18 protein-coding genes and 1 pseudogene are annotated in these 20,981 nt (G+C 72.0%); 8 read left to right on the top strand and 11 right to left on the bottom strand.

The window, feature by feature from the left end; all coding sequences use genetic code 11:
* Positions 1 to 6 precede the first annotated feature (6 nt).
* The 4 genes from ABD067_RS11725 to rnd form a co-directional block, all read right to left on the bottom strand.
* Positions 7 to 1,230 carry an MFS transporter gene (locus ABD067_RS11725; RefSeq protein WP_343895475.1) on the bottom strand — a complete coding sequence of 408 codons (1,224 nt, stop codon included), beginning with the start codon at positions 1,228 to 1,230 and terminating at the stop codon, positions 7 to 9.
* Positions 1,231 to 1,483: 253 nt separating this feature from the next.
* On the bottom strand, positions 1,484 to 1,942 hold the full coding sequence (locus ABD067_RS11720; RefSeq protein WP_343895474.1) for a DNA polymerase III subunit chi: 459 nt from the start codon (positions 1,940 to 1,942) through the stop codon (positions 1,484 to 1,486).
* A gap of 16 nt (positions 1,943 to 1,958) precedes the next feature.
* Positions 1,959 to 3,527, bottom strand: coding sequence for a leucyl aminopeptidase (locus tag ABD067_RS11715; RefSeq protein ID WP_343895473.1), 1,569 nt, complete (start codon positions 3,525 to 3,527; stop codon positions 1,959 to 1,961).
* 223 nt (positions 3,528 to 3,750) lie between these two features.
* Positions 3,751 to 4,935: a ribonuclease D gene (gene rnd / locus ABD067_RS11710; protein ID WP_343895472.1), complete on the bottom strand. Its 1,185-nt coding sequence runs from the start codon at positions 4,933 to 4,935 to the stop codon at positions 3,751 to 3,753.
* 102 nt (positions 4,936 to 5,037) lie between these two features.
* On the opposite strand from rnd, the gene ABD067_RS11705 reads away from it, so the two are divergent.
* The 5 genes and pseudogenes from ABD067_RS11705 (at position 5,038) to ABD067_RS11685 (ending at position 10,548) form a co-directional block, all read left to right on the top strand.
* Positions 5,038 to 5,997 (top strand): aldo/keto reductase, encoded by a 960-nt coding sequence (locus ABD067_RS11705; protein WP_343895471.1) that lies wholly within the window; start codon positions 5,038 to 5,040, stop codon positions 5,995 to 5,997.
* A 68-nt stretch (positions 5,998 to 6,065) separates the two neighbouring features.
* Positions 6,066 to 6,575, top strand: a pseudogene (locus ABD067_RS11700) (DUF1269 domain-containing protein); the annotation flags it as partial.
* A 137-nt stretch (positions 6,576 to 6,712) separates the two neighbouring features.
* Entirely contained in the window at positions 6,713 to 7,765 is a 1,053-nt protein-coding gene (locus tag ABD067_RS11695; protein ID WP_343895470.1) for a patatin-like phospholipase family protein, read from the top strand.
* Between the two features lie 97 nt (positions 7,766 to 7,862).
* Positions 7,863 to 9,689 carry an aspartate--tRNA ligase gene (gene aspS, locus ABD067_RS11690; RefSeq protein ID WP_343895469.1) on the top strand — a complete coding sequence of 609 codons (1,827 nt, stop codon included), beginning with the start codon at positions 7,863 to 7,865 and terminating at the stop codon, positions 9,687 to 9,689.
* A 31-nt stretch (positions 9,690 to 9,720) separates the two neighbouring features.
* Positions 9,721 to 10,548 (top strand): EipB family protein, encoded by an 828-nt coding sequence (locus ABD067_RS11685; protein WP_343895468.1) that lies wholly within the window; start codon positions 9,721 to 9,723, stop codon positions 10,546 to 10,548.
* Positions 10,549 to 10,578: 30 nt separating this feature from the next.
* On the opposite strand, the gene ABD067_RS11680 is transcribed toward ABD067_RS11685, so the two are convergent.
* The 3 genes from ABD067_RS11680 to ABD067_RS11670 form a co-directional block, all read right to left on the bottom strand.
* Positions 10,579 to 11,457, bottom strand: coding sequence for a TorF family putative porin (locus ABD067_RS11680; protein ID WP_343895467.1), 879 nt, complete (start codon positions 11,455 to 11,457; stop codon positions 10,579 to 10,581).
* A 134-nt stretch (positions 11,458 to 11,591) separates the two neighbouring features.
* The gene (locus ABD067_RS11675; RefSeq protein WP_343895466.1) at positions 11,592 to 12,938 is read right to left on the bottom strand and encodes an ammonium transporter; all 1,347 of its coding nucleotides are present in this window, start codon (positions 12,936 to 12,938) and stop codon (positions 11,592 to 11,594) included.
* A 31-nt stretch (positions 12,939 to 12,969) separates the two neighbouring features.
* Entirely contained in the window at positions 12,970 to 13,308 is a 339-nt protein-coding gene (locus ABD067_RS11670) for a P-II family nitrogen regulator (protein WP_343895465.1), read from the bottom strand.
* Between the two features lie 179 nt (positions 13,309 to 13,487).
* Between ABD067_RS11670 and ABD067_RS11665 the strand changes: the two genes are divergently transcribed.
* Positions 13,488 to 14,762 (top strand): UbiH/UbiF/VisC/COQ6 family ubiquinone biosynthesis hydroxylase, encoded by a 1,275-nt coding sequence (locus ABD067_RS11665; protein WP_343895464.1) that lies wholly within the window; start codon positions 13,488 to 13,490, stop codon positions 14,760 to 14,762.
* Positions 14,763 to 15,011: 249 nt separating this feature from the next.
* Entirely contained in the window at positions 15,012 to 15,551 is a 540-nt protein-coding gene (locus ABD067_RS11660; protein WP_343895463.1) for a hypothetical protein, read from the top strand.
* 20 nt (positions 15,552 to 15,571) lie between these two features.
* Here ABD067_RS11660 and ABD067_RS11655 read toward each other — a convergent pair whose 3' ends face one another.
* From ABD067_RS11655 to ABD067_RS11640, 4 genes are read right to left on the bottom strand one after another with little or no spacing between them, the layout of a single operon-like run.
* Entirely contained in the window at positions 15,572 to 17,233 is a 1,662-nt protein-coding gene (locus ABD067_RS11655; protein WP_343895462.1) for a GMC family oxidoreductase, read from the bottom strand.
* Positions 17,234 to 17,239: 6 nt separating this feature from the next.
* Positions 17,240 to 18,028, bottom strand: a complete 789-nt coding sequence (locus tag ABD067_RS11650; protein WP_343895461.1) for a 2-keto-4-pentenoate hydratase — start codon at positions 18,026 to 18,028, stop codon at positions 17,240 to 17,242.
* Positions 18,025 to 19,044 (bottom strand): zinc-binding alcohol dehydrogenase family protein, encoded by a 1,020-nt coding sequence (locus tag ABD067_RS11645; RefSeq protein ID WP_343895460.1) that lies wholly within the window; start codon positions 19,042 to 19,044, stop codon positions 18,025 to 18,027. Before ABD067_RS11645 ends, ABD067_RS11650 begins: the two co-directional genes overlap by 4 nt.
* Positions 19,041 to 20,207, bottom strand: coding sequence for an epoxide hydrolase family protein (locus ABD067_RS11640; protein ID WP_343895459.1), 1,167 nt, complete (start codon positions 20,205 to 20,207; stop codon positions 19,041 to 19,043). The genes ABD067_RS11645 and ABD067_RS11640 overlap by 4 nt, the downstream gene beginning before the upstream one ends.
* Before the next feature lie 246 nt (positions 20,208 to 20,453).
* Between ABD067_RS11640 and ABD067_RS11635 the strand changes: the two genes are divergently transcribed.
* On the top strand, positions 20,454 to 20,873 hold the full coding sequence (locus ABD067_RS11635) for an HU family DNA-binding protein (protein WP_343895458.1): 420 nt from the start codon (positions 20,454 to 20,456) through the stop codon (positions 20,871 to 20,873).
* Positions 20,874 to 20,981 lie beyond the last annotated feature (108 nt).

Genomic DNA, 20,981 nt, shown 5'->3' with positions numbered 1-20,981 from the left:
CCTCGGTCAGCCGCGGCGGCCGCCGCCGTCCGCTGCGGCGACGATCCTCTCGTGCATCGACAGGAACAGGAACGCCCCGACGACCAGCACGGCCGCGACGGCTTCGAGGCCGAACCCGCCGCGCGCCGCGAGCGCCCCGGCCAGCGCCGGCAGCGCAGCGGCCCCGGCAACCGCCGCCGCGACCTGGAACCCGACCGCGTGCGCCGCCGCCCCGGCGCCAAGGCGGCGCGGCGTTTCCGCCATCAGCCCCGGGAACAGCGGCCCGAGCGCGAGGCCGACCAGCCAGAGCCCGGCCACGCCCACCAGCGGCGCCCCAGCGGGCGAAAAGGCGAACAACAACGCGCCCGCCGCCACCCCGGCGGCGCTGGCGCGCGCGAGGCGCACCCCGCCCACGCGCACGACGACGGCGCCGGCCGCGACGCGCGCCACGGTGAACATGGCCCAGAAGCCGCCGACACAGACGCCGGCGACGGCCGGCGAAACGCCCCGCGCTTCCGTCAGCACCGTGTAGCCCCACTGGCCCGCCGTGGCCTCCACCCCGGTCAGCAGGAAGAAAACGGCGACATGCAGCCGCACCGCCGAAAGGCGCAGCGCTTGCCCCGCCGTGACCGGCGCGCCGCCCGCGTCGCCGTCGCCCCGCTCCCGCCCCGGCGCGACGGACCAGACGTTCCGCGTGGCGAAGTAGGCCAGCGAGAGCGCGGCGAGGACGCAGGCGATGGCCGCATTGCCCCAGCGCCAGCTCCAACCAGCGGCCAGCACCGCCGTCATCAGCAGCGGCCCGAGCGCCGCGCCGACGCCGTAGAAGGCGTGCAGCCAGTTGAGCTGCCGCGCCCCGAAGGCCACCGCCACGAACAGGTTGAGCGCCGCGTCGATCGCGCCCCCGCCCGCGCCGAGCGCGAACGCGCAAAGCAGGAAAACCGGCCATACGCCGGTGGTCGCATAGCCGGCGAGGGCTAAAGCCACCAACGCGCTCGACGCCGCGAGCAGCCGCCCGATGCCCAGGCGCCGGACCAGCCCGCCGGCTGCGAGGCTCGACGCGAGATAGCCGGCCGCCGCGCAGGACAGCAGCAGCCCGAGGCCGTCCTGCCCGACGCCGAAGGTCTTGCGGATGGACGGCCAAGCCACGCCCGTCACCGCATCGGGGAGCCCCAGGCCGACAAAGGCGAGGTAGGCGACGAGCAGCAGGCGGCGGGAGCGCCGCCGGCCTTCGGAATCGCGGGGCATTCGCATGGGCGCGGTTCTGGCCTCCCCGCCGCGCCGATTGGACCGCCGCGCGCGGGGCCATGAGGTTCGGTGGCGCCGAGGCCTAATCCAAAGGGTCGTCCCGCGCCCTATCAGCCCGTGGCGGCGAGGTCCAGCGGGTCGCCGCCGGAACGGCCCTCGATCCGCCCCGCCATGCCACCACGGCCGCCACACCGGCGGCCGAGCCCGTGGCGACCGCAACCGGCTCGCTGTGTCGGCGCACGTCACGCGGCGGCGGCGGTCAGCCCTTCTTCTCCCAGCCCCGCGCGCCCTGCTGCCAATAGCTGAGCGCGTGGCCAGCCGCCTTGCACGCGGCCCAGCGCCGCCGGGCCGCGGCCAGGGACGCTTCGTCGTTGCCGTCGAACAGGTCCAGCACCCGGTCGAAGCGGTCGAGCCGCGCGCTTTCGGCGCCGTCGAGCAGGAACAGGAAGCGGGCGCCGTTGGGCGCGCCCTCGGCCGGCGCGTCTTCCTCCGCCAGCCAGATCGGCTGCAATTCGGCGTTGCCCGTGCGCTTGGTGCCGTGCGGCAGCCAGTCCGGATCAGGGGAGAGCCACAGCGCGGCGTCCAGCGCCGCCACTCGCTCCGGGCCGCCGCAGAGCACCATGGCGCGGCCGCCGCTCTCCAGCACCCGCCCGAGCAGCCGCGGCAGTGCTTGGTCGAGCGGCGTGCGCGTCAGGTGGTAGAACCCGATCTCCGCCACCCCCGGCGCCCGCCCGTCAACCCTCGTAGTGCGCGGCCACCATGCGGTCGAGCAGGCGCACCCCGAACCCGGTGGCGCCCTTCGGCACCGTGGCCAAGTCCTTGGTGGTCCAGGCCGTGCCGGCGATGTCGAGGTGCGCCCAAGGCAGGTGCGCCTTGCCGCCGCTCCCGTCCTTGCCCGTGCCGTCCGCGTTCTTGCCGTTGCCGCCGTTCTTCCCGCCGCCCACGAAGCGCTGGAGGAACTGCGCCGCGGTGATGGAGCCGCCCTGCCGCCCTCCCACGTTCTTCATGTCGGCGATGTCCGACTTGATCTGCTTGTCGTAGGCGTCGCCGAGCGGCATCCGCCAGCACGCCTCGCCCGTCCCCTTGCCGGCGGCGACGATGCGCGCGGCCAGCTCGTCGTCGTTGGCGAAGAGGCCGGCGTGCTCGTTGCCCAGCGCGACGATGATGGCGCCGGTGAGCGTGGCGAGGTCCACCATCGCCACCGGCTGGAAGCGGTCCTGGCAGTAGTGCATCACGTCGGCCAGCACCAAGCGCCCTTCGGCGTCGGTGTTGATCACCTCCACCGTCTTGCCCGACATGGTCTTCACCACGTCGCCCGGCCGCTGCGCGGTGCCCGATGGCATGTTCTCCACCATGCCGACCAGCCCCACCGCGTCCACCTTGGCCTTGCGGCCGGCCAGCGCCGCCACCAGCCCGATCACCGCCGCGCCGCCGGCCATGTCGAACTTCATGTCCTCCATGCCGGCCGCCGGCTTGATGGAGATGCCGCCGGTGTCGAAGGTCACGCCCTTGCCGATGAAAGCTACCGGCTTGTGCGCCTTCGCCTTCTTGCCGTTGCCGCCGGAGGCGCCGAGCCACTGCATCACCGCAATGCGGGGCTCGTTCTCGCTGCCCTGGGCCACGCCCAGCAACGCCCCCATGCCGAGCTTCTTCATCTCCTTCGGCCCGAGGATTTCCACCTGCACGCCGAGCTTCTCCAGCTCCAGGCAGCGCCCCGCCCAGGTTTCGGGGTCGAGCACGTTGGGCGGCTCGGAGACGAGGTCGCGCGCGAGGAACACGCCGTCCGCCACCGCGCGCATCGGCGCCCAGGCCGCCTTGGCGTCCGGCACCGAGCCGGTGGCGATCGACACGCCCTGCAGCTTCGGCTTGTCCTCGTCCTTCTCGGTGGTGCGGTAGCGGTCGAAGCGGTAGCTGCGCAGCGCCATGCCGAAGCCGAAAGCGGCGGCGAATTCCGGCGCCATCCCGTCCGCGGCCACGGTCGCCTCGCGCTCGCTCCGGACCAGGGGCAGCGCCGCGCCGCCCGCCGCCTCGGCGGCTTCCGCCGACACCTCCTCGGCCTTGCCCAGCCCCACGGCGACGATGCGCGTCGGCCCCGGCCGACCCTCCGGCAGCGGCGTCCAAACGGTGCAGCTCTGGCCCTTGCGGCCCTTGAACTCCGCCGCGGCCAGCGCGCGCTTGACCGCGCCGCCCGCCGCCGCGTCCAGGTCGGCGGCGAGGCCGCCCAGGCCGCTGTTCTCCGCTACGGGCAGGACCAGGGCGCCGCCCCGGGGCAGGGCAGGCTTGACGAAGGCGACGTCGAGCATTCTGGCGAGGTTCCGGCTTGTGTGTTGCCAGGAAAGGATAGCACCGCGCCCCTGCACCGCCAGGGCATGCGAAGCCGGCTCCGCCGGGGCGCGCCGTGGTGCGGTGCCCACCGCCGATGTCCGACCGACCCGCGCCTGTCGCTCCGAGAGGGCCGGTCGGGAGGTGAGGAAGTACTACAGTAAGGTGGTGCAGCAGTAAGGAACAAAGCTCGAGCGGCGAGAATCAGTCCGCCCCGATCAGCTTCACCCGCCGACCATCGACGCCCAGCGCCAGCCGCCCCTGCTTCAGCGCCAGCGCCGCCTCGCCGAAGACCGTGCGCCGCCAGCCGTGCAGCGCCGGCACGTCCGGCGTGTCCTCCGTCGCCAAGCGGTCCAGCTCCTCGCCGTTGGCGAGCAGGCGCGGCGCCACGTCGTGCTCCTCGCTCTTCGCCGCGAGCAGCACCTTGAGCAAGGCGACCAGCGCGGGCGAGGGCACCGGGCCGTGGCGGTCGCGCGGCGGCTGCGGCAGCAGCGCGTCCGGCAACGCCTTGGCGGTCTCGATCGCAGCCAGGAGACCGGCGCCGCTGCGGCCGCGGGCGAAGCCTTCCGAAATGCCCCGGGCGCGCGCCAACTCGGCCGGGGTGGTCGGCGCGGTCGCGGCCAGCTCCAACAGGGTCTCGTCCCGCACCAAGCGCTGGCGGGGGATGTTGACGCGCTGCGCTTCCCGCTCCCGCCATGCCGCGGCAGCGCGCAGGATGCCGAGCGCGCGGCGGCTGTTGGTGCGCGCCTTCAGCCGCTCCCACGCCGTCTCCGGGTCCACGCGGTAGGCGGCGGGGTCGCCCAGGGCGGCCATCTCCTCGGCCACCCATTCGAGCCGGTTCTCGTGCGACAAGCGCTCGCGCAGCCCGGCGTAGACGCGGCGCAGGTGGGTCACGTCGGCCGCGGCGTAGGCGATCTGCGACGGCGACAGGGGGCGTGCCGACCAATCGGAAAAGCGGTGCCCCTTCTCGATGGCGACGCCAGCCAAGGCCCGGCACAAGGCGTCGTAGCTGACCTGGTCGCCGAAGCCCGCGACCATGGCGGCGACCTGCGTGTCGAAAAGGGGTGTCGGCACGGCGCCGAAGCGGAGCAGGAAGATCTCGATGTCCTGCCGTGCGGCGTGGAATACCTTGCACACGGCGGGGTCGGCCAGCAGGGCGCCGAGCGGCGCCAAGTCGAGGCCGGGCGCCAGCGCGTCCACCACCGCCACCTCGCGCTCGCCCGCGAGCTGCACGACGCACAGCTCGGGCCAGTAGGTCCGTTCCCGCATGAACTCCGTGTCCACCGTGACGAAGGCCTCGGAGGACAGGCGCTGGCAGAGGTCGGCGAGCTCGGCGGAGGTGGTGACGAGCGCCGGAACGGACTCCGGCGCCGGGACGCGGCGACTCATGTGCCGCCCTTCTAGCCGCGCGCCGGGGCGAGGGAAAGCGGAGCCTTGGCCCTCCCGGCCCGCCGCGCCACAGTGGCCCCGACGGGGAAGGAGCGGCACGCCATGCGGAAGCGCAGCCTGGGCAAATCCGGCATCGAGGTCCCGCCGGTGATCTTCGGCGGCAACGTCTTCGGCTGGACGGTGGACCGGGCCACCGGCTTCCGCCTGCTCGACGCCATGGTGGACGCCGGCCTCAACGCCATCGACACCGCCGACGTCTATTCCGCCTGGGCACCGGGCCACACGGGCGGCGAGTCCGAAACGATGATCGGCGAGTGGCTCAAGGCCAGCGGCCCCGCCCGCCGCCGGGACGTGATCATCTTGTCCAAATGCGGCATGGAGATGCCCGGCCAAGGCAAAGGCCTCTCGCCCACCTGGATCAACCAAGCGGTGGACGCCAGCCTGAAGCGCCTCGGCGTGGAGCGGATCGACCTCCACCAAGCGCACCGGGACGACGAGGCGACGCCGCTGGAGGACACGCTCGGCGCCTTCGCCAAGCTGATGGAGGCCGGCAAGATCGGGGCGATCGGCGCCTCCAACTACACCGCGCCGCGCCTGAAGGCGGCGCTGGAAGCTAGCGACCGCCACGGCCTGCCGCGCTTCCAGAGCCTGCAGCCCCACCACAACCTGATGGAGCGCGGCATCGAGGCGGACCTCCTGCCGCTCTGCCGGGAAGAGGGCCTGGGCGTGATCCCCTACTTCGCCCTCGCCGCCGGCTTCCTCACCGGCAAGTACCGGAGCGAGGCCGATCTCGGGAAAAGCCCGCGCGGCGCCCGCAACGCCAAGCAGTACCTGAACCCGCGCGGCATGAAGGTGCTGGCGGCGCTGGACGAGGCGGCGGCGCGGCTCGGCGCCACGCCGGCGCAGGTCGCCTTGGCGTGGCAGGCCGCGAAGCCCGGCATCACGGCGTCCATCGCCAGCGCCACCAGCGAGGCGCAACTGGCGGAACTGGTGAAGGCTGCGAGCCTGGAGCTGGACCGGGAAGCCATGGAAGCGCTGGACGCGGCGAGCGCGGCCGCCTGACCGTTCCGGGACAGCCGGAAACCCAGGGCCGGGCCTCGCGCTTGCGGCGCATTCGAGAGGAGGATCGCATGTCCGAATTGGTCGTGGTCGGGTTCGACGACACCCAGCAAGCCGACCGGGCGCTGACCGAACTGGTCCGCCTGAGCAAGGAGCACCTGATCGACCTGGAGGACGCGGTGGTGGCGATCCGCACGCCCGACGGGGCGGTGCGGATCAAGCAGAGCGTCAACCTGGTCGGCCTGGGTGCGGCGCAGGGCAGCCTGTCGGGCGCGCTGTGGGGATCGCTGGTGGGACTTCTGTTCCTCAACCCGTTGCTGGGCTTCGCGGCCGGGGCCGCGGTCGGGGCGGGGAGCGGGGCGCTCGCCGGCAGCTTGAGCGACTACGGCATCGACGATGACCTGATTCGCTCCATCGGCGACACGCTCCAGCCGAACACCTCCGCCCTCTTCGTGCTGATCCGGAAGGTGCAGCCGGAGAAGGTCCTGGCCGACATGACGGCGGCGGGCTTCCAGGGGCGGGTGATCCGCTCCTCGCTGTCGCCGCAGCAGGAGCAGCGGCTCCAGGCGGCGTTGTCGCAGGCCCAGCGCCAAGACATGGGCGCCGCCCCGGCCGCCGCCGCGCCGGCGCAACCCGCCGGGGGCGGCGCGGCCGGGGCCAAGCCCGGCACCGCGGCCGCGGTCGGCCCCGACCCGGTCTGACCCGGAGCGGCGCCGCCATGCCCGAAAGAGCGTCCATCCCGCCGCTGCGGCGCAACCGCGTCCTGGTGGACTTGGCGCTCCAAGGCGGCGGCGCGCACGGCGCCTTCACCTGGGGCGTTCTGGACCGCCTGCTGGAAGAGCCTTGGCTGGAGATGGAGGCGATCTCCGGCACCTCCGCCGGTGCCATGAACGCCGCCGTGCTGGCGGACGGGCACGCGGCCGGCGGGGCGGAGGGCGCGCGGGAAGCGCTGGAGCGGTTTTGGTCCGCCGTGTCGCGCGCGGCCAGGTTCAGCCCGATCCGGCGCAGCCCGCTCGACGTGTTGCTCGGCCGCTGGGATCTCGATACCTCGCCCGCCTTCATCGCGTTGGATCTGACGGCGCGGTTGGTCTCGCCCTACCAGCTCAACCCGGTCGGGACCAACCCGCTGGAGGATGTGCTGGCGGAGGCCGTCGATTTCGACCGGCTGGCGCGGGCGCCCACCCGGCTCTTCGTCACCGCCACCAACGTCCGAACCGGCCAGGGCGAGATCTTCGAGAATGCCCGGATCACGTCGGACGTCCTGCTCGCCTCCGCCTGCCTGCCCTTCCTGTTCCAGGCGGTGGAGATCGGCGGCGAGGCTTATTGGGACGGCGGCTATTCCGGCAACCCGACCATCACGCCCCTGGTCCGGGACTGCTCGTCCGACGACACCATTTTGGTCCAGATCAACCCGGTGGAGCGCCCCGGCGTCCCCCGCACCGCCCGCGAAATCAACAACCGCGTCAACGAGGTCTCCTTCAACGCCACCCTGCTGAAGGAGCTGAAGATGATCGACCTGCTCCGGGACGTGGCCAACCCCGGCGATTGCGAAGGCGCGCTCTGGGCCAGGATGCGCGTCCATCGCATCTCGTCGGACGAGCTTCTGGACCTGGGGTACTCGTCCAAACTCAACGCCGAATGGGACTTCCTCGTGTTCCTGCGCGACGAGGGGCGGCGCTGCGCGGAGCGGTTCATCCAGGCGCACGGGCACGACATCGGCCGCCGGTCCACCTTGGACATCGAGAGCGTCTTGCGGCACGGGGCGTCCTGACCGCTCGATGGCCGGCCGCGCGTCGCTCAGGGGTTGACTTCCGCCCTGCGGAAACCCTCTCTGCCCGACTTTCCCAGCAGATCCGGGTTCCGCCGCCATGCACGCCTACCGCACCCACACCTGCGCCGCGCTGCGCGCCTCGGACGCCGGCGCGACGGTCCGCTTGTCCGGCTGGGTGCATCGCAAGCGCGACCACGGCGGCGTTCTGTTCATGGACCTCCGGGACCACCACGGCCTGACGCAGTGCGTGGTGGGGCAGGGCTCCCCGGTCTTCGCCGTGGCCGACGCGCTGCGCCCGGAGAGCGTGGTGACGGTCACGGGCGAGGTGGTGCGGCGCGAGGGCGCGACGGTGAACCCGAAGCTCCCGACCGGCGAGGTCGAGGTGCGGGTGCGCGAGCTTTCCGTGCAATCGGAAGCGGCGGTGCTGCCGATCCAGGTCGCGGGCGAGGCGGAATTCCCGGAAGACCTGCGGCTCCGCTACCGCTTCCTGGACCTCCGACGGGAGCGGCAGCACCGCAACATCATGCTGCGCGCGGGCGTCATCGCCTCCATCCGCCGCCGCATGATCGAGGCCGGCTTCACCGAGTTCCAAACGCCGATCCTCACCGCGTCCAGCCCGGAAGGGGCGCGCGACTACCTTGTGCCCTCACGCCTGCACCCCGGCACCTTCTACGCGCTGCCCCAGGCGCCTCAGCAATTCAAGCAACTCTGCATGGTGGCGGGCTTCGACCGCTACTTCCAGATCGCCCCCTGCTTCCGCGACGAAGCGAGCCGCGCCGACCGGAGCCCAGGCGAGTTCTACCAGCTCGACTTCGAGATGAGCTTCGTCACCCAAGAAGACGTCTTCGCCGCCATCGAGCCGGTGCTGACGGGCGTGTTCGAGGAATTCAGCGACTTTTCCGGGACCAAGCGCGCGGTGACCCCGGCGCCGTTCCCGCGCATCCCTTTCGAGCGGGCGATGCTGGAGTTCGGCTCCGACAAGCCGGACCTCCGCAACCCGATCCGCATCAAGGACGTGACGGAGCATTTCCGGGGCGGCGCCTTCGGCCTCTTCGCCCGCAACATCGACAAGGGCGCCGTGGTGCGGGCCATCCCGGCGCCGGGCGCCGGCGGCAACCCGCGGTCCTTCTTCGACAAGCTCAACGAGTGGGCACGGGAGCAGGGCGCAGGCGGCTTGGGCTACATCACCTTCGAAGGCGGCGAGGCGCGCGGCCCGATCGCCCGCAACCTGGAGCCGGAGCGCGCCGCCGCCATCCGCGAGGTTTGCGGGCTCGGCGACGGCGACGCGGTGTTCTTCGCCTGCGACAAACCGGCGGCGGCTGCCAAATTCGCCGGGCAGGTACGCACCCGCCTCGGCGCTGAACTGGACTTGGTCGAGAAGGACGCCTTCCGCTTCTGCTGGGTGACAGATTTCCCGATGTACGAGCGCAACGAGGAGACTGGTCAGATCGAGTTCAGCCACAACCCGTTCTCCATGCCCCAGGGCGGGTTGGAGGCGCTGGACGGCATGGACCCGCTCGACATCAAGGCGTTCCAGTACGATATCGTCTGCAACGGGATCGAGCTGTCCTCTGGCGCCATCCGGAACCACCGACCGGACATCATGCTCCGCGCCTTCGCCATCGCCGGCTACGCGGCCGAGCACGTGGAAGAGCGGTTCGGGGGCATGCTGAACGCCTTCCGCTACGGCGCCCCGCCGCACGGCGGCTCAGCCCCCGGCATCGACCGCATCGTCATGCTGTTGGCGGACGAGCCCAACATCCGGGAGGTCATCCTCTTCCCAATGAATCAGCAGGCGGAAGACCTGATGATGGGCGCTCCGGCCCCGGTGGAGCCGTCCCGCTTGAAAGAGTTGCACATCCGACTCGACCTGCCGCCGCAGAAAGGCGAGGGGCGGGGTGCGGCAAGCAGCAAGGCTTCCTAATTTGAGCGGCATGATCCCGAAGGAGAACCCCATGCGCCGTCTCCCGACCGCGGTGCTCGCCACCGCCGCCGGCATGCTGGGGCTTGCGCCCTCCGTCGCGCCCGCGGCCGAGCCCGGGGCGGAGGCGATGGCGGCGCACCGTGCCGGCTACAAGCTCACCCTCGACCGCTCCCGCGACAACGCCGTCGCCCGTGCCGACGGCGTCATGGTCTACGAGGTCGTGGACGCCTGCGACGGTTGGGCCACCCGCCAGCGCTTCACGCTGGTCCTGACCGACCGCGACGGGCAGGTGGTCGAAAGCGCGTCCGATTACTCCACCTATGAGACCAAGGACGGGCGCACCATCCGGTTTTCGCTGACCCAGACCTCGCAAGGCGCGGTGTCCCAGCGGGTTTCGGGCGAGGCCGAAGTGGCGCCCAACGGCTCCGGGCGCGCGCGCTACGTGGACCCGCAGCCGAAGGAGGAGGCGCTGCCGCCGGGCACGTTGCTGCCGATGCTCCACACCATCCGTTCGCTCGCGGCGGCGCGGTCGGGCTCGCGTATGCTGGTGACGCCCTTGTTCGACGGCACCAGCCCCGACGGGGCGCAGGACACCACCACGGTCATCTCCGGCTGGCAGGCGGCGCAGTCGAACAGCCGGTTCCCCGCGCTCTCGACGCTCGGCAGCGCGCGGATGCGGGTGGCCTTCTTCGACCGCGGCAAGGACGCCAAGGACGGCGGCGGCGCCAGCGCGCCCGATTACGAAGTGGGTCTGCGCTACTTCGAGAACGGCGTCGCGGACGACTTGAAGATGGAGTTCGGCGAGTTCAGCGTGAACGGCCGGATGGAAGAACTCGCCATCCTGCCAAGCGGGTGCTGAAAGGGCGCCGGTCCCCCGGCGCCCGCTTCGTCAGAACGCCCGGCTGAACGTCACCAGCGCCCGCTGCCCGCAGATGCGCTGCCCGCCGCTGGCGCGGTCCACCACCGGCGCGCAATCGCGCTTGCTGATGTCCGTCCCGTAGAAGCCGACGGCGACGTTGATGCCGGCGAAGATCTCGCGTTGCACGCCCACCGCGTACCACAGGTAGTCGGGAGTGCCGAAAAACGCCTCGCGCTCGATCCATTGGTACCCGAGGCGGCCGATGACGGTGAAGCCGAGCGGCGCCGTTACGTCCAGGCCGCCCTCGACGTAGTAGCCGTCGCCGGAGCGGCCGAAGTAGTTGGGCGAATAGAAGAAGGCGGCTTGTAGCTTCACGGGGTCGAGCGTGTAGCTCGCCTTGACGCCCACCTCCTGGAACTCATTGAGCTGGCCGCCGGGCGCCTTGTCCTGGCCGGGATACAGGTACGCGACGTAGCCGAGGTCGAGTTTCACGCCCGCCACCTCGAACCGGTAGCCGGCGAGGAGGTCGAGTTCCTGGCGGGTGTCGTTGTAGGGCGACGCCAGGAACTTGGCGTTGGTCAGGAACGCGCCGACGTAGACGCCGCTTTCGTGCTCGAAATCCACGGTGCCCTGGAAGGCCCAGTTGTTCCTCGTCTGGCTGATGCCCCGGAAAAGGTAGTCGCTGGCTATCGCGCCGAGGCCGGTCATGGTGACGCCGGTGCCGGGGATGGCGGTGCCCGGCGTCGGGGACGCCTGCTCCGCCGTGTTGCCGGCGGGGACGCCGACGTCGGTGGCGGGGCCGGTGGTGGCCTGCGCGGCGGCTTCGCCGGCGAGCGCCAGCACGAGCCCCGCGGCGAGCGCCGATCCGCCCAGCCGCCACCGCCTGACGCTGTCGAAAACCCAAAGCATCTCTCGTCTCCTTGCGGGCGGACGCCGCCGGCCGCGTTGCGCATCTTCGTTGCGGGTGGGGTGCTTTGGACCGCCGGCGGGAGGGGGCCGCAGGCGGCGGCTGGCTCCGCCGCCCGCGCCGTCTCCCGCCGTGCTCAGGCGATCCGCTCGCCGTGCTGGGTGACGTCCAGGCCCTCGCGCTCTTCCTCTTCGGGCACGCGGAGGCCCACCGCCACGTCCGTCACCTTCAGCAAAACAAAGGTGCCGATGGCGGAAAAGGCGAACACGGCCGCGGTCGCGTAGGCCTGCTTCATGAACTGCTCCAGGTTGCCCGGGCTGCCTTCGGGCAGGGCCGCCGTGGCCGAGAGCGGGCCGTAGGCGAGGAAGCCGACCATGAGCGAGCCGACGATGCCGCAGATGCCGTGGACCCCGAAGGCGTCCAGGCTGTCGTCGTAGCCGCACATGTGCTTCAGCGCCGTGGCGCCCCAGAAGCCCGACAGCCCGGCCACCACGCCGATCAGCAGCGCCGGCCCCGGCAGCACGAAGCCGGACGCCGGGGTGATGGCGACGAGGCCCGCGACGGCGCCCGAGATCACGCCCAGCACGCTGGGCTTGCCCTTGGTGGCCCACTCCGCGAACATCCAGGCGAGCGCCGCGCCCGCCGCCGCGATCTGCGTCACCAGCATGGCCATGCCCGCGCGCGCGCCGGCGCCGACGGCGGAGCCTGCGTTGAAGCCGAACCAGCCCACCCACAGCAGCGCCGCGCCGATCACCGCGAGGCTCAGGTTGTAGGGCGCCATGTTGTCATTGCCGTAACCGACGCGCCTGCCGAGCACCACGGCGCAGACCAGCCCCGCCACGCCGGCGTTGATGTGGACCACCGTGCCGCCCGCGAAGTCGAGCGCGCCAAGGGCGAAGATCCAGCCGTTCGGGTGCCACACCCAATGGGCCACCGGCGCGTAGACCAGCAGCGACCAGAGGACGTTGAACAGCACCAGCGCGCTGAACCGCATCCGGTCGGCGAAGGCGCCGGTGATCAGCGCCGGGGTGATGATGGCGAAGGTCATCTGGAACATCAGGAAGACCGACTCGGGGATGGTGGTCGCCACCGCCGAGTCGCCGCTGCCGAGCGAGAAGGGCTTGTCCCAGGTCTCGCCCAGGCCGGCCAGGAAGACGCGCGAAAAGTCGCCGATCCAGGCGTTGCCCTCGCCGAAGGCCAGGCTGTAGCCGGCCACCATCCACACCACCGTCACCAGCGCGGTGATGGTGAAGGACTGCATCATGGTGGCGAGCACGTTCTTCTTGCGCACCATGCCGGCGTAGAACAGCGCCAGGCCGGGGATGGTCATCAGCAGCACCAGGGCGGTGCTGGTGAGCATCCAGGCGGTGTCGCCGGTGTCGATCTTCTGCGTCGCGGCTTCGTCTTGGGCCAGGGCCGGCGCGGCGGCGAGCAGCGCCGTCGCCGCGAGCGCCAGCGCGGCGCGTGCGGGCATCCTCTTCATCCTTCTGCGGTCCTTCCGTGTTGGTCTTGCGCTAGATGGCGGCTTCGTCGGTCTCGCCGGTGCGGATGCGGAGCGCGCTTTCCACGTCCAGCACGAACACCTTGCCGTCGCCGATCTTGTCGGTGCGCGCGGCCTTGGCGATGGCCTCCACGACGCCGTCCACCAGCGCGGTGGGCACCACCACCTCGATCTTGATCTTCGGCAGGAAGCTCACTTGGTACTCGGCGCCGCGGTAGATTTCCGTCTGGCCTTTCTGCCTGCCGAAGCCCTTCACCTCCGTCACGGTGAGCCCCTGCACGCCGAGCGGGGTCAGCGCCTCGCGCACCTCGTCGAGCTTGAAAGGCTTGATCAGCGCCATCACCAGCTTCATGGCCGGGTAGTCTCCCTGTAGGCATCCCGCAGGAGAGTTCCAAAATCCGTGCCAGAGCCGAACCGGCGGACCGTCACGGACTTGCGGTTGGCGCGACACGGATTGCCTTTCATTTGTGCAGATGGCGGCCACATGTGAGGCGGATGGACCCCCGCGGAGCCCGGTGGCATGAGTTCGAGATGACCGACACGATTGACGTCGCCGCCTGCGTCCTCGGTGCCGGGCCGGTCGGCGCGACCCTCGCCGCCACCCTCGCCGCCGCCGGCCTGCCGACCGCGGTGGTGGACCGCCAGCCGCTGCCGCCTATGGAGTTGCAGGACTTCGATGGGCGGGCCTACGCCATCGCGCTCACCTCCAAGCGGCTCTTGGAAGCGGCGGGCGTCTGGGACCGGCTGCCGGTGCCGCCCTGCCCGATCCTGGACATCCGCGTCGCCGACGGCCGGCCGGGCGAGCGGGCCTCGGGGCTGTCGCTCCACTTCCGGGCCGAGGAGGTCGGGCCGGAGCCGTTCGGCTTCATGGTGGAGGCGCGCAACCTCCGCGTCGCACTCAACGCGCGGCTGCCGCTCTTGCCGAACCTGCGCGTCTTCGCCCCGGCCGAAGCGGCGTCGGTGGAGCGGCGCGCGGAGGGCGCGACGGTGCGCCTCCGTTCGGGCGAGACCATCCGTGCCCGCTTGGTCGTCGCCGCCGAAGGGCGCGACAGCCCGACCCGCCGCGAAGCCGGCATCCGGGCGGCGGTGCTGGACTACCGCCAGATCGGCATGGTCGGCGCCTTCGCGCACGAGCGGCCCCACCGCAACGTGGCGCTGGAGCAGTTCCTGCCGAACGGCCCCTTCGCCCAACTGCCTTTGAGCGGGCCCGGGAACTTCGGCACCTCGGCGCTGCCGCACGCCTCCGCCTATGTGTGGACGGACCGCACCGCGGTCGGGCGCCGGATGCTGGCGTTGCCGGACGCCGAGTTCGGCCGCGAGCTGCGGCGGCGGCTCGGCGACCACCTGGGCGAGATCCGGCCCATCGGCCGGCGCTGGTCCTACCCGCTCTCCGCCATGAACGTCTCGCGTTGGGCAGACACGCGACTCGCGCTGGTGGGGGACGCGGCGCACGGCGTCCACCCGATCGCGGGGCAGGGGCTCAACCTGGGCTTCCGCGACGTGGCGGCGCTGGCGGAGGGTGTGATCGAGGCCTGGAACGGCGGCGGCGACCCGGGCGCGCCGGCGGTGCTGGCGCGTTACCAGGCGCGGCGGCGGCCGGACACGCTCCTGATGCTGTCCGGGATGCACGCGCTGGAGCGGCTGTTCGGCAACGACTTCGCCCCGGTGCGGGTAGCGCGGCGGCTCGGGATCGCGGCGGTGGACCGGATACCGGCGCTGAAGCGGGCCTTCGCGCGCCAAGCCATGGGGCTCGGTCCGGGCGTGACGGGGCTTCTGGCCGGGCAGGGGCTGCACCGGCCGACGTGACCGGCCGAAACCTTCCGTCCGGTCCAAACAGGTCTTTCGCTCGAGCGGGCCTTCGCTGACGAGTGCTCGATGGGCACCGCGTGCGCGCTTTCGTTACAAAATCGCTCTCATGGCGTGCCTTAGTTTCGGCGCCGTCGGTGGCGACCCGTCCGATCCGCAAGGAAACCTCAACCTTTGTACGCGCAATGTCTGCTCGCGCATCGGTCGGGTCGTGGCGCCGCCTGTGGCTCGCGGAGATGGAGGACGATCGTGCATGAGGTGGTGGGGGACGAGCCCCCGGTCGGCACGGGGGCGGACGGTGCCGCCGCCGACAAGCGCGGCGAAGGTCGCAAGGCCGTGCTGAAGCGTGCGCAGGTCGTTTTCAACGGCGTGGCCATCGACTGCATCGTCGAGAACATGTCGACTGCCGGGGCCCGGATCCGCTTCGGCAACCCGATCCCGCTGCCGCAGGTGTTCGCGCTGCGGTTCCACGACGGCACGGCCCACCCGGCCCTGCGCCGCTGGGCGCACGGCGAGGTGGCCGGGCTCGAATTCAGCGGCGCGGGCCCAGCCGCCGAGGCGGAGCGCCGGCACCTGACGGGGGCGGTGCGGGACGCGGCGGCGGCCGCCGACCCTTCGGAGGCCATCCGCCTGCTCAGGCAGGTCTGGTTCTTTGGGGATGAAGGCCTCCGTCGGGCCGCCGAAGCCTTGGACATCGCCCGGGCACGGTTCGTCGCCGCGCTCGATCCGCACATAGAACGGCAAGCCGCCGCGACGCCCCCCAACATGGCGGCGCACAGGGACGGCTGAGGGCGCCCGGGGCGGCCGGGTCAGGCTGCTTCCGACACGACGGTCGGGGCGGCCTGCCGGCCGCGGATCATGTCCGCCGCCTTCTCCGCGATCATCAGAGTCGTGGCATAGGTGTTGGCGGACGGCATGGCGGGCATGATGGAGGCGTCCGCGACCCTGAGGCCCTCCATCCCGTGCACCAGCAGCCGATCGTCCACCACCGCGGTCGGGTCCGTCGCCGGCCCCATGCGGGCGGTGCCGATCAGGTGGTAGGTGGTGGAGCCGTTGCGGAAGGCGAAGTCCAGTAGCTCGTCGTCGCTTTGCGCGGCGGGACCGGGCAGGGTCTCGGCGTCCAGGTACGGCGCGAGTTCGGGCGTGGACAGCATCCGCCGCAGCAGCCGGATCCCGCCCAGGTGGACGCGCCGATCCATCGGGTCGGACAGGTAGTTGGGCTGGATCTCGGGGTCGTCCCACACGTCGGCGCTGCGGGCGCGCACCCAGCCCGAGCTTTCCGGCCGGTGCTGCCAAGCGCCCGCGGTCACGCCGGGGTAGTCGTCCAGCACGTAGACCTTGCCCTCGGCGTAGGAGCCGGGCGTGAACACGCATTGGAGGTCCGGCGCGTCCAGGCCCTCGAACGACTTCCAGAAGACGTGGACGTGGGACGGCGCGGTGGCGAGGATGCTGGGACGCCCCAGGCCCCAGCGCGCCACCTCCGCGCCGAGCCGGACGCCGCGCGCGAGCTGGTTCAGCGTCTGCGCGCCGGGCTTGGCGCGCATCACGACCCGCGAGGCGTAGTGGTCGCGGAAGTTCTCGCCGACGCCGCGCAGCTCGTGGACCACCGGGACGCCCAGCCCGCCCACAAGCGGCGCCGGGCCGACGCCCGAGACCTGGAGCAGCCGCGCCGTGTTCACGGTGCCGCTGCTCAGCACCACCTCGCGCCGGGCCCGGACCTCGCGCGGCGCCCCGCCGCGCTCCTTGCGGTAGCGCACGCCCACCGCGCGCTTGCCTTCAAACAGGATGGCCGAGGCGCGGGCGTTGGTGCGCACCTCCAGGTTCCGCCGCGCGAGCGCCGGCTTCAGGAAAGCGCGCGCGGCGCTCACCCGGCGCCCGCGCAGGATGGCGCGCTGGAAGTAGCCGACGCCCGTCTGGTCGCCGCTGTTGTAATCGGGGTTGCGCGGTATCCCCATGCCGACGCAGCCGGCGATGAAGGCCTCCGAAACCGGGTTGATCCAATCCATGTCGGTGATGGGGATGCCGTCCGTCTCGCGCCCGCGCCCTTCGCCGCCGAAGCCGATGCGGCGCTCGGACCGGCGGTAGTAGGGCAGCACATCGGCGTAGCCCCAGCCGCGGTTGCCGCGCTGCGCCCAGCCGTTCAGGTCGTCCGGCTGGCCCCGGTTGTAGATCATCCCGTTCACGGAGGACGAGCCGCCGAGCGTGCGCCCCTGCGTGGTGGAGATCGCGCGGCCGCCCGTGTTGGGCGTGGGCTGCGTCTTGAACTGCCAAGTGCACGATGGGTCCACCAGCGTCTTGATGAAACCGGCGGGGATGTGGATCCAGGGATTGCGGTCGGGCGGGCCGGCCTCGAGGACGCAGACGGTGGCGGTCCCGTCCTCCGTGAGCCGGTTGGCGAGCACGGAGCCGGCGGCGCCGGCCCCCACGATCACGTAGTCGAAGGTATCGGCGTCGGCGGCAGGGGCGGCCATCGTTTCCTATCCCGTGAGGCGCAGAGTCGTTTTTCCCAGGATACCGAGATCGGCCGCCACCTCCACCCCCGGCGCGATCGGCATGGGCACGACGCAGGTGCCCGTTGTGACGACCTGCCCGGCCGCCAGCGCGACGCCGAGGGCGGAAAGCTCGTTCGCCAGCCAAACCAGGGCCAGCCGCGGGTCGCCGAGCGCATTGGCGCCGCGGCCCTCCGCCACCTTGCCGTTCACGGAACCTCGGACGGGGTGGGCCGCGAGGTCCATGCCGCGCCAGTCCGCGCCGGTGGCCGGACCGAGGGCGAACTGGCGCGCGCAGGCGTCGTCGGCGATGAGCTGCGCCGCGCCGGCGCGGGTGAAGTCGGCGAAGCGCGAGTCGGGCACCTCGATCGCGGGGTGCAGCGAGGCGACCGCGGCCACCACATCATCCGCCGTGTAGGGCGCTTCGCGGGGCGGCAGGTCGTGGCCCATGCGGAAGGCGAACTCGGCTTCGGCGACCCGCATCCGGTTGGCGCCGAAGGGGAGGGCGCCGCCGTCCTCGGCGACCATTTCCGCCAGCAGCCTGCCGGCGAGCGGGCCGTCCACGTTGATGTGCGCCTGCCCGGCCGCGCTGGTGGCGGCGATCTTCCAGCCGAAGAGCGGCTTGGCGCTGCGCGCCTCCAACAACGCCTGGATCGCGTAGCCCTCTTCGCGCGTCTCCGGACGGAAGGCCTCCGGCAGACCCTCCAGAACGGTGCCGGCGCGCCAATGCCGCCAAAGGACGTCGGAGGCCGCCTGGGCCGCGAGGTCGCCCATCATGGCAGGAAGCCGCCCAGCACGATCTTGCCGACCGTCCCGCCGGCCTCCACGGCGGCGTGGGCGCGCAGCAGGTTGGCGGCATTCATCGGGCCGAAGTCCTGCGCGGCAGTGGCGCGCAGCGCGCCGGCGTCCACCAGCGCCGCGACCTCGTCCAGGATTTCGTGCTGCCGCACCATGTCGTCGGTGCGGAACATCGGCCGGGTGAACATGGCCTCCCAGTGGATGGACACGCTCTTGAACTTCACCAGGCGCAGGTCGAGCGGTTCCGGGTCGTCGATCAGGCCGAAGCGCCCCTGCGGCGCGATCAGCTTGCCGATCTCGGCCCAGGCCCGCGCGTCCGTGTGCGTGGAGAAGACGTAGCGCACCGGCCCGACTCCGAGCGCCTTCACCTGCGCCGCCAGCGGCTGCAAGTGGTCCACGACGTGGTGGGCGCCCAGATCCCGCACCCACGCCGCGCTCTCCGGCCGGGAGGCGGACGCGATCACCGTGAGCCCGGTGAGGCGCCGCGTGAGCTGGATGGCGACGGAGGGCACGCCGCCGGCGCCGCCGAGCATCAGCAGCGCCGTGCCTTCGCCGCCGCCGCGCGGGACTTGCAGCCGGTCGAACAGCATTTCCCACGCCGTCAGCGCGGTGAGCGGGAGCGACGCCGCCTGCTTGTGGTCGAGCGAGGCCGGCTTGCGGCCGACGATGCGCTCGTCCACGAGCTGCCATTCGGCGTTGGAGCCGGGCCGGTCCAGCGTGCCGGCATAGAACACCTCGTCGCCGGGGCGGAAGAGCGTCGCTTCGGGGCCGGCCGCCTCCACCACGCCCGAGGCGTCGTAACCGGCGACGACCGGCTTCTCGGGCGAGGCGGGCAGGGCGAGCCGGCTCTTGGCGTCGCGCGGGTTCACCGAGACCGCGCGCACCCGCACCAGCAGGTCGCGGCCGGTGGGCACGCCGGGCTCGGGCAGGTCGAGATCGAGCAGCGCGCCAGGGTCGCTCGCCGGCAGGTTGGCGGTGAAGCCGACGGCCCTCATGCGCCCGGCCTCCGCAGCGGGCGGAAGAACTCGCGCACCTCGCGGGCCAGGGCGTCCGGCTGCTCCATCGCCGCGAAGTGGCCGCCGCGCTCCATCGGCGTCCAGCGCCGGATGTCGGTGTAGGTGCGGGCGGCGAGGGAGCGCGGCGGGCGCAGGATTTCGCGCGGGAAGGCGGCGTAGCCGGTCGGCACGTCCACCGTGCGCCCGTCCGGAATCGGCCAGGGGCCGTGCATCCGGGCGTAGTAGGGCCAGAAGGAGGCGTTGATGCAGCCGGTGAACCAGTAGAGGGCGATGTTCGCCAGCACCCGATCGCGGTCCAGCACCGACCACGGGTCGCCGTTGCAGTCCGACCAGGCGCGGAACTTCTCCAGTATCCACGCGGCGAGGCCGGCCGGGCTGTCCGTGAGGCCGTAGGCCAGGGTCTGCGGGCGGGTGCCCTGTATCCACTGGTAGCCGGTCTCCTCCTTGAGGAAGAGCTTCAGCTCCTCCAGGTAGCGCGCCTCCTCCGGGCTCGGGTCGGGGAGCATGGCCGGGTCGCGCTTCACGGCCAGCAGGTTGATGTGTATGCCGATGAGCTTCTCCGGGTGCACGGCGCCGAGGCGCGAGGCGGTGAAACCGCCCCAGTCGCCGCCCTGCGCGGCGAAGCGGGTGAAGCCCAGCACGTCGTGCATGAGGTGCGCGACGCAATCGGCGATCTCCTCCACCCCGAAGCGCTTCTGCCCCGGCTTGAAGGACAGCCCGTAGCCGGGGAGGGAGGGCGCGACCACGGTGAAGCTGTCCGCCGGATCGCCGCCGAAGCGGGCGGGGTCGGTGAGGCGCGGGATGATGTCGAGGAACTCGAACACCGATCCCGGCCAGCCGTGCAGCAGCAGCAGCGGGCAGGGGTCGGGGCCTTTGCCGGGGACGTGGAGGTAGTGCAGGTCGATGCCGTGGAGGTGGACGGCGGCCTGCGGGAAGGCGTTCAGCCGGGCCTCTTCCGCCCGCCAGTCGAAGCCTTCCCGCCAGTGGGCGACGAGGTCGCGGACAGCGTCCAGGTCGGCGCCGTAAGCCCAAGGGTCGCCGGGCGCTTGATCGGGGAAGCGGGTGAGGGCCAGGCGCGCGCGCAAGTCGTCGATGGCGGCGTCGGGCACGCGCAAGGTGAAAGGGTGCGGCTGCGGGATCATGGCGGGCGGCGTTCCTCCGCGGTGCTGCGGGCGGGTGGGCGGACAAACGGGCGGGCGCGGCGGCGTCCGGCCCGGAAGCGACGCCCGAAGCCCCGCGACGTCAAGGCCGCCGGTGGCCGGGGCGCGACAAGGCCCGTTTTTCCTGCCTGAATCGGCGCTTCCCGCGCCGTGGGACGCGCGAAGATTGTTGTTGCCTTGGCAAATCCGTGATTTTGTCTCGGCTCCGTCAAGCGAGAGAGGATTCGCATGGCTAAGACGACAAAGGCCGCGCCCGCCAAGAAGACCACCAAGGCCCCCGCGAAGGCTTCGCCAAAGGCGGCCGCCAGGGCGCCCGCGAAGTCGGCGGCGGCCAAGAAGCCCGCGGCGAAGGCGGTGAAGCTCGCCGCCGGCAGCACGGTGAGCCTGAAGCAGCTCGCGGCCGGCCTCGCCGAAAGCCACGAGATGCCCAAGAAGCAGGTTGAAGGCATGCTGAACGAGCTGGTCGACACCTTCACCGGGCACCTCAAGAAGGGCATCAAGATCCGGATGAACGGCCTCGGCATCTTCCAGGTGCGGGCGCGCCCGGCCCGGATGGGCCGCAACCCCGCCACCGGCGAGCAGATCCAGATCAAGGCCAGCAAGAAGATCGCCTTCCGCCCCGCCAAGGAGCTCAAGGACTCGATCTGAGCCGTCCGCCTGAGGCCGTGCGGTGTGCCGCTCGGCGCATCGGGAGGCAGGCCGCGCGCGCACCCGTTCGTCGCGGTCCACGGGGCTGGTCGCCTCGGCACCGCAGGG

Source organism: Craurococcus roseus (genome assembly GCF_039523795.1).
GTDB lineage: Bacteria > Pseudomonadota > Alphaproteobacteria > Acetobacterales > Acetobacteraceae > Craurococcus > Craurococcus roseus.
Note: the sequence above shows the minus strand (reverse complement) of the source record. Positions and strands in the feature narration are given on the sequence as shown.